Annotated in this window: 7 protein-coding genes; 3 read left to right on the top strand and 4 right to left on the bottom strand. The window is 72.8% G+C overall.

The annotated features are described in order from the left end of the window. Positions 1-329 (bottom strand): cupin domain-containing protein (locus ACWCSD_RS44530; RefSeq protein WP_449924403.1); only part of this gene is annotated, 329 nt, incomplete at its 3' end. A 101-nt stretch (positions 330-430) separates the two neighbouring features. Between ACWCSD_RS44530 and ACWCSD_RS44525 the strand changes: the two genes are divergently transcribed. Both ACWCSD_RS44525 and ACWCSD_RS44520 read left to right on the top strand, forming a co-directional pair. After that, positions 431-1,255 carry a phytanoyl-CoA dioxygenase family protein gene (locus ACWCSD_RS44525; RefSeq protein ID WP_387676585.1) on the top strand — a complete coding sequence of 275 codons (825 nt, stop codon included), beginning with the start codon at positions 431-433 and terminating at the stop codon, positions 1,253-1,255. A 41-nt stretch (positions 1,256-1,296) separates the two neighbouring features. Beyond that, a complete protein-coding gene (locus ACWCSD_RS44520; RefSeq protein ID WP_449924400.1) occupies positions 1,297-1,917 on the top strand; it encodes a hypothetical protein in 621 nt (206 codons plus the stop codon). 41 nt (positions 1,918-1,958) lie between these two features. On the opposite strand, the gene ACWCSD_RS44515 is transcribed toward ACWCSD_RS44520, so the two are convergent. The 3 genes from ACWCSD_RS44515 to ACWCSD_RS44505 form a co-directional block, all read right to left on the bottom strand. Beyond that, a complete protein-coding gene (locus ACWCSD_RS44515) occupies positions 1,959-4,451 on the bottom strand; it encodes a hypothetical protein (RefSeq protein ID WP_449924397.1) in 2,493 nt (830 codons plus the stop codon). Between the two features lie 70 nt (positions 4,452-4,521). Then, the gene (locus ACWCSD_RS44510; RefSeq protein WP_397160020.1) at positions 4,522-5,127 is read right to left on the bottom strand and encodes a cysteine hydrolase; all 606 of its coding nucleotides are present in this window, start codon (positions 5,125-5,127) and stop codon (positions 4,522-4,524) included. A 26-nt stretch (positions 5,128-5,153) separates the two neighbouring features. Next, entirely contained in the window at positions 5,154-6,395 is a 1,242-nt protein-coding gene (locus tag ACWCSD_RS44505) for an MFS transporter (protein WP_449924393.1), read from the bottom strand. A 136-nt stretch (positions 6,396-6,531) separates the two neighbouring features. On the opposite strand from ACWCSD_RS44505, the gene ACWCSD_RS44500 reads away from it, so the two are divergent. Next, positions 6,532-6,678, top strand: a 147-nt coding sequence (locus ACWCSD_RS44500; RefSeq protein WP_449924406.1) for a helix-turn-helix domain-containing protein, incomplete at its 3' end; no start/stop codon positions are given.

Below are 6,678 nucleotides of genomic sequence, written 5' to 3'. Positions count from 1 at the left end.
CCCTCGGCGGCGGTGCCGTACAGGAACTCTCCCGACAGCGCCCGCTCGACCGCGCCGCGCAGCGGGTCGTGGCCGATGACGGCGCTCAGCGGGACGGTGGCCCACAGGAAGTCCACGCCCTCGGCCGTGAGCAGCCGGTGCGGGTAGCCGCCCCAGAAGACGGCGAGCCGGCCGGGCGGCAGGTCCACCTCGCCGCCGACGGTCGCGTACCTGGCGGTGCCCGACAGGACGAGGTTGAACTCGACCTCGGGGTGGATGTGGGAGCGGGGCATGGGGCCCGACGTCACGTGGAACGCCTGCAGGCCGATGACCTGGGCGAGAGACTGCACACCTTGAGGATATGCGACATCTCGGATCTTCCGGGTGGATGACCGGAATGAGGTCGTCGCGGCAGAGTGGCGGCATCTCACCACACCCCGGAGGTTCCACCATGTCCGAGCTGGACGACTTCATGTTCGACCTCAACGGCTACCTGATCCTCAGGAACGCCGTGGACGCGGATCTGCTGCGGCGGCTCAACGAGGAGTTCGACGCCTTCCCCCGCCACCTGGCCAGGGGCGAGTGGTACCGGGGCGCCCAGCGCCGCGACTACACCCCCGAGACCGGCTTCGAGCTGCACCAGGCGGTGGCGGCGGGCCGGCCGTTCGAGGAGCTGGTCGACCACCCGAGCTGGTTCGACCTGGTCAGGCACTACGCGGGCGAGGAGGACAGCTACATCCCCGGCGTCTTCGTCGACGAGACGATCGCCTCGATCCGCGAGTCGGGCGGGCACCACCCCGTGCACTCCGGCGGCTACCGCACCGCGCTGCGCTGCGGCTACCGCTACGACCACGGCGTCTTCCGCTGCGGCCAGGTCAACATCATCCTCGCGCTGACCGACATCGGCGAGGGCGACGGCGCGACGATGGTGGTGCCCGGCTCGCACAAGTCGAACTTCCGGCACCCGCTGGGCGGCGACTACGCCAGGGGCGACCGCATGGACACCCTGCCGGGCGCGATCCCCGTCCACCTGGAGAAGGGCGACGCGCTGCTCTTCGTGGACGGGCTCATGCACGGCGGCTCCACCCGGACCAACCCCGGCGAGCGCCGCGTGGTCATCTACCGCTACGGACCGGTATGGGCGGGCAGCAGGTACGGCTACGTCTACGACGAGTCCTGGCTCGGCGGCCTGACCGAGCAGCGTCGCAAGGTGCTCAACCCGGTCCCGCACGTCCACGTCGGCGACCCCTGCCCCGCGGAGCCCGGGGACAGGTGAGCGACGGTCACTCCCGCCCGCGGGTGTGCCAACCTGGAGGCGTGACTGTCGAGTGGTCGCGAGCCAATGCGCTCGCAGCCGTCAGGGCGCGGCCTTCCGGTGTCCCGGCCGGCGCGTGGGCCCGCAAGGTCGAGTTCCTCCTCATGGAGGAGCTCGACACCGGGCTGGTCCGCCGGAGCCGCCGGACGGTCCGCGACGGCCGGGTCCTGCTGGACACCCGCCACGCTCCGGACGTCTGGCCGGCCGGATACCACGTCGGCGAGGTCCCCCTCGACAACGACGCGCCCGCCGCCGATGCCGGGTTCTGGCTGGCCAGGGCGGGGCTGGACGTCGGTGTCCCGCGGCGGCTGATCGCCGAGGCGAGGCTGCCCTGCTGGCTCCAGGCCTACGTCGACAACGACCGCGGGGAGCCCTTCGTCGGCCACGCGGCCGCGTCCTGGGAGGACGAGCGGCACACCATGGCCCGCCTCGACGTGGCGTACGTGCTGCCCGGCGTCCCGGCCGGGGTGCGCCGGGCGCTGGCCCGCCTCGCGGTCCACGAGGTGGCCGAGGCGGGCGCCCTGGGCGTCGTCACCGCGATCGACGTCCCCGAGCTGCGGGAGCCCGGGTTCGGCCCCGCAGACGGCGGCGGACTCGTCCTGCACACCATGAGCGGTGCCTGATCCCGGAGTGACGGGCCCGCGCCCGAGGTCAGCGCACGGGCTCAGCGGCGGGGACAGGCGAACTCGTCGTGCGGGCCCCAGGCGGTCTTCACGTCGCCGCCGTCGCGGCGGCCGCACTCCATGGCCACCACCGGCCCTTGCGGCGTGTCCCGGAGGATGAGGAACCTCTTGTCGGACGGCACGACGGTCACCGCGCCCGACGCGTTGCGGGGATCGCTCGGGTAGACGATCGTCCCCGTCGCGCCGCGCAGGCCAGCGTCGCCGCCGACGCCGAAGGAGGACAGGACCTGCACCGAGCCCCGCCCGCACCCCGCCGCCTTGTTGAGCTGGCAGACGGTGTTGACGGCCGTGGCCATGGTCATGAGGGCGTCGTAGGCGAGCGGCCCACGCCAGTGGTCGTACCAGGCGTCGTGGCCGTAGGCGGCGGAGTAGCGGGCGAGGTACTCCCTGCCCATCTCGTTCGGCGGCCGGCTGGGGAGCGCGTGCGCCGAGTAGTACAAGGTGACGCCGTCGAACGACAGTTGCTGCGCGCGCGTCACCGTGGTGGTGACGTCGGCGCCGGCCAGCACGGTGAGGGCGCTCGGGCACGCGTTCTTGCCCTTGACGGTCTGCAGGAAGTCGCGCAGCCGCTGGGCCCGTCCCGGCCAGAGGACCAGGGTGCGCCGCGGGTCCTTGGCGACGATCGCGCAGGTCTCGTCGGCCAGCGCCGACAGGCTGTACACCGTCTTGCCGCCGGGCTGGGGGCTCTTGTTCGACGGCGAGAACCACAGCTGGGTGCTCGGCCGGAACTCGGCGGCGAAGTCGTCGCTGAGGGTCTTGCTGTAGTCGTCGTCGGGATCGCCGAGGATGACGGCCGAGGCGGCGGGGGCGCAGGTGCCGTCATCGGCGGGGATGACGCCGGCGTTCCTGACGAAGGTCGCGATGAGCCGGGCCTGTTCCGGATTGTCGTAGGAGACCTGGTGATAGAGCGGGTGCGACTGGAAGGTCTCCGAGGTGGCGCCGATGCCCAGCATGGGCAGGCCGCCGTCGCCGAGGATCCGCTGGGCCTCGATCGTCTCCTTCCGGCTCTCGCCCAGCCCGATCACGCCGAGCACCTTCCGGTCCGGCTGGGCCGCGATCCGGCGCGCCATCTCGGGCGCCTTCGCGTACCCGGCGCCGGCCTCCTCGACGTTCACCCGCACGAAGACGTTGCCGTCGTAGTTGCGCCGGCTGTGCGGGGTGGCCTCCGCCATGTCGTTCATCTTCTGCTGGGCCAGCCGGATCCCGCGCAGCTCGGGAAGCACGCCGTTGTACTCGGGATGCTCGAAGGCCGCGACGCCGGAGCCGAGGTACACCACGGTCTTGACGGTGTATCCCTGTTTCTCCTTGGCCTCGACCCTGGCGTTCTCGGCCTCGATCCGCTGCTTGTCCGCGGCGTAGAGGCTCTGCGCCCCGGCGGCGTCCGGGACCGGGGCGGGCGGGCTCGCCGGGCCGGGCGCCGGACGTGCGAGGCAGGAGGTGTCCGGCGGCCGGATCGGGGGCAGCCAGGGGATCGCGAGCACGGCCGCCAGCCCGACGGCGGCCAGGCCCTGCGCCACGGCCTCCGTCGCGGCGAGCGCGGGGCTGCCGAGCCGCACGGGGATCCTGGTCCGGCCCGCCAGGGCGGCGGCGTCGAGGCCGCCGGTCCCCTGGATGACGCCCTCCGTCGTGGCGAGGGCCGTCTGGCCGTCGAGAGCGCTCGCCGTCCACCTGAGGTCCGGGTCGGCGGCCCCGGCGTCGGATGCCGGCGCGGCGATCACAATCGTGCGGCGTACGCGGGTGTCCCGTACGGCGTCGGCGACGCGGTCGGTGAGCGCGGCGTCGCCGGTGACGAAGAGCACGAACCTGCTGCGGCGACGCCGCCGCCACGGTGACAGCCTGGGGGTGAAGGCCGCCTCCAGGTCGCACAAAAGCGCACGGAGCAGGGCTCCCTCCTGTTTCGCCCGGTCGGGGCCCCACATGAGCCGGCCGGCTTCCGGGAAGAAGTCGGCCTTGTCATGCCCGATGTGGCCGGGGAACCAGCCGCGGGTCCGGCGGCGCCACGACCAGCGGAAAACTCCGCGGATCGCCCAGCCCGCCAGGATGAACAGGAGAACCTGGAAAAACAACGACAATCCGCCTACTTGGTTGGCACTCCGTACGAAATAGGCGAGATTTGGGTGAAGGTCGTGAAATGCCAGCTCTAGTGCGCCGGTTGCCTGCTCGCCACCCTTTATCGCCTTTAAGACCCGATAACGGGGAAAACGTACTGTGCCCCAGCCGCGTGGCGTCGTGTTCCCCAGCTGGACGACGACCCCGTCCAGGCTGGTGGCCTCGTCGATCTCGGCGTGCGGGACGAGGGGCCGGTCGTCCGCCGTGCGCAGCCGGCGGGCGAGCGCCTTGACCACGACGCCGGGGGCGGCCGCCCGGGTGCCCTCATAGATCTTCACGACGAGCGCCGGAGCGGCCCTGCGTGCCGTGACTCTTTCGTCGATCATCGAGGCGAACGCGTCGAAATCGCCGTTCAGGGGAGCCATGCACCCAGTATTGGGGGCACGGGCAATTCGGCCCGCCCGCGATACGAAAGTGAAATCGAACGGTTCGCGACTATCGGCTCTCGCGCAGGAGCGAATGCAGCCCGGCGGTGTCGACGACGTGGGCCGTTCTCGGGAACACGCCGGTCATCAGCGTCCGGTGGAGGTGCGGGTCCGGATCGGCGACGCCGTCCGACAGGACGTGCAGCCGGTAGTCGCGGTCGGCGGCGTCGGCCACGGTGGACAGGACGGCGCCGCTGGTGGTGAGCCCGGCGACGACCAGGGTGGTGATCCCGCGCTCCCGCAACCGCCGGTCGAGGTCCGTCGTGGACAGCGCGCCGACCCTGGTCTTGCGGACGACGAGGTCCCCGGGCTCGGGCGCGACCCGCCGGTGGAAGTCCGTCCCGGGGTCCTCGTGGTGCAGCAGGCGTCCGCGCCCGATGAGCGAGAAGGTCGGGTTGGCGGCCGGGATCGCCGCCCAGTCGGCCTCGGTGAAGCCGAGCCGCACGTGGACGACGGCGGCGCCGTGCGCGCGCATGGCGGCGGCGGCGTCGGCCACCCGGGACAGCAGCGCCTCCTGCTCCTCCAGGCCGGGCAGCGAGGCGAGCACGCCCTGCTGGAGGTCCAGGACGAGCAGCGCGGACGTCCGGGGGTCGAGCTCGGGGGACGTGACGGTCATCGTTGTCTCCTTGGTGATGAGGGGATTCAGGCGTGGGTCGCGGGCACCGGCTCGGGAAGGGCCGCGGCGGCGCGCCCGGGAAGCAGCAGCGGGGTCGCCAGCAGGAGCACGCCGGCCAGGCCGATGGCCGGACGGGGGCCGAGCAGGGCGCCCAGCACCCCCCACGCGGCCGTCAGCAGCGCGGTCGACGCCTTGGTCGTCACCGACCAGGCCGACAGCGTGCGGGTGATCCGGTCGTTCGGGGTGCGTTCGAGGCGGTAGGTGGCCGAGACGGGGTTGAAGACGCCGCAGCAGAAGATGAGCCCGAGTTCGACGCCCATCACCAGCAGCAGCCCTCCGGTGCCGGGCCCCACGAAGGCCAGCCCGAGCGGCCACACCGCGCGCAGCGTCCCGGTCACGACCAGGACGCGGTGCTGCCCGAACCGGGTGACCAGCGGACGGGCCAGCCGCGCCCCGAGCAGCCCGCCGATCGCGGGCACGGCGAAGGCGAGACCGTACTGCCACGAGGTGAACCCCAGCCGGCCGAGCATCAGGACGGCCAGCAGCGCGTCGGCGGCCATCAGCAGCCCGTTGAACAGGGCGGTGTTGAGGAACAGCGGGCGCAGCGCGGCGTCGGCGAGGATGTGCCGCCAGCCGTCGAGCAGGTCGCCCGCGCCCATGCGCGCGGGCTCCGGGCGTGCGGGGCGCGGCTCGCCGCCGCCCGCCGCGCGCACGCCCAGGGCCGACAGCAGGTAGCTGACCGCGTCGGCCACCACCGTCGCGACCGGGCCGAGGAGCGCGATGGCGGCGCCGCCCAGCGGCGGCCCGACGATCGTGGTCGTCCAGGTCGTGGACTCCAGGCGGGCGTTCGCGACGAGCAGGTGCTCGCCGGGCAGCAGCGTCTTGAGGTACGCCCCGGAGGCGGCGCGGAAGGTGATGTCGGCCGCCGCCACCACGACCGAGACCAGCAGCAGCTGGACGAAGGTGAGCACGCCGAGCGCGAACGCGGCGGGGATCGTCAGCAGCGCCGCGAACCGCACCAGATCCGCCGCGATCAGCACGGGCCGCTTGCGGCGGAACTCCACCCACGGGCCGAGCGGCACCGCCACGGCCGCGCCCACCGCCGCGCCCACCGCCGACAGCGCCGCGACCTCCGCCGGCCCGGCGTGCAGCACCTGGACGGCGATCAGCGGGAACGCGCCGAAGGCGAGCCACGTGCCGAGCGCGCTGGTGCCGTACACCGCCCACAACCATCCGAACCGGCGGCCCAGCCGGTGCCCGTCCCTCATGTCCCCGACGCTCCTCGTCACTCGCCCGTACAACCGATACGCGATCGGGAGCATCCAATCGGGCCGGTGAGCAGGAGATCAAACAACCAGACGGCCCGATCCGCACAACGGATGGTTGTGTCCGTAAGGTGTGCGCATGGACCTCGACATCGTCCGGACCTTCGTCGCCGCCGCCGAGGCGGGGCAGTTCCAGGAGGCCGCCGCCGACCTGGCGGTCACCCAGCAGGCCGTCTCCAAGCGCATCGCCGCCCTGGAACGCGACCTCGGGGTGCGGCTGTTCACC

Source organism: Nonomuraea sp. NPDC001684, from assembly GCF_053596515.1.
Note: the sequence above shows the minus strand (reverse complement) of the source record. Positions and strands in the feature narration are given on the sequence as shown.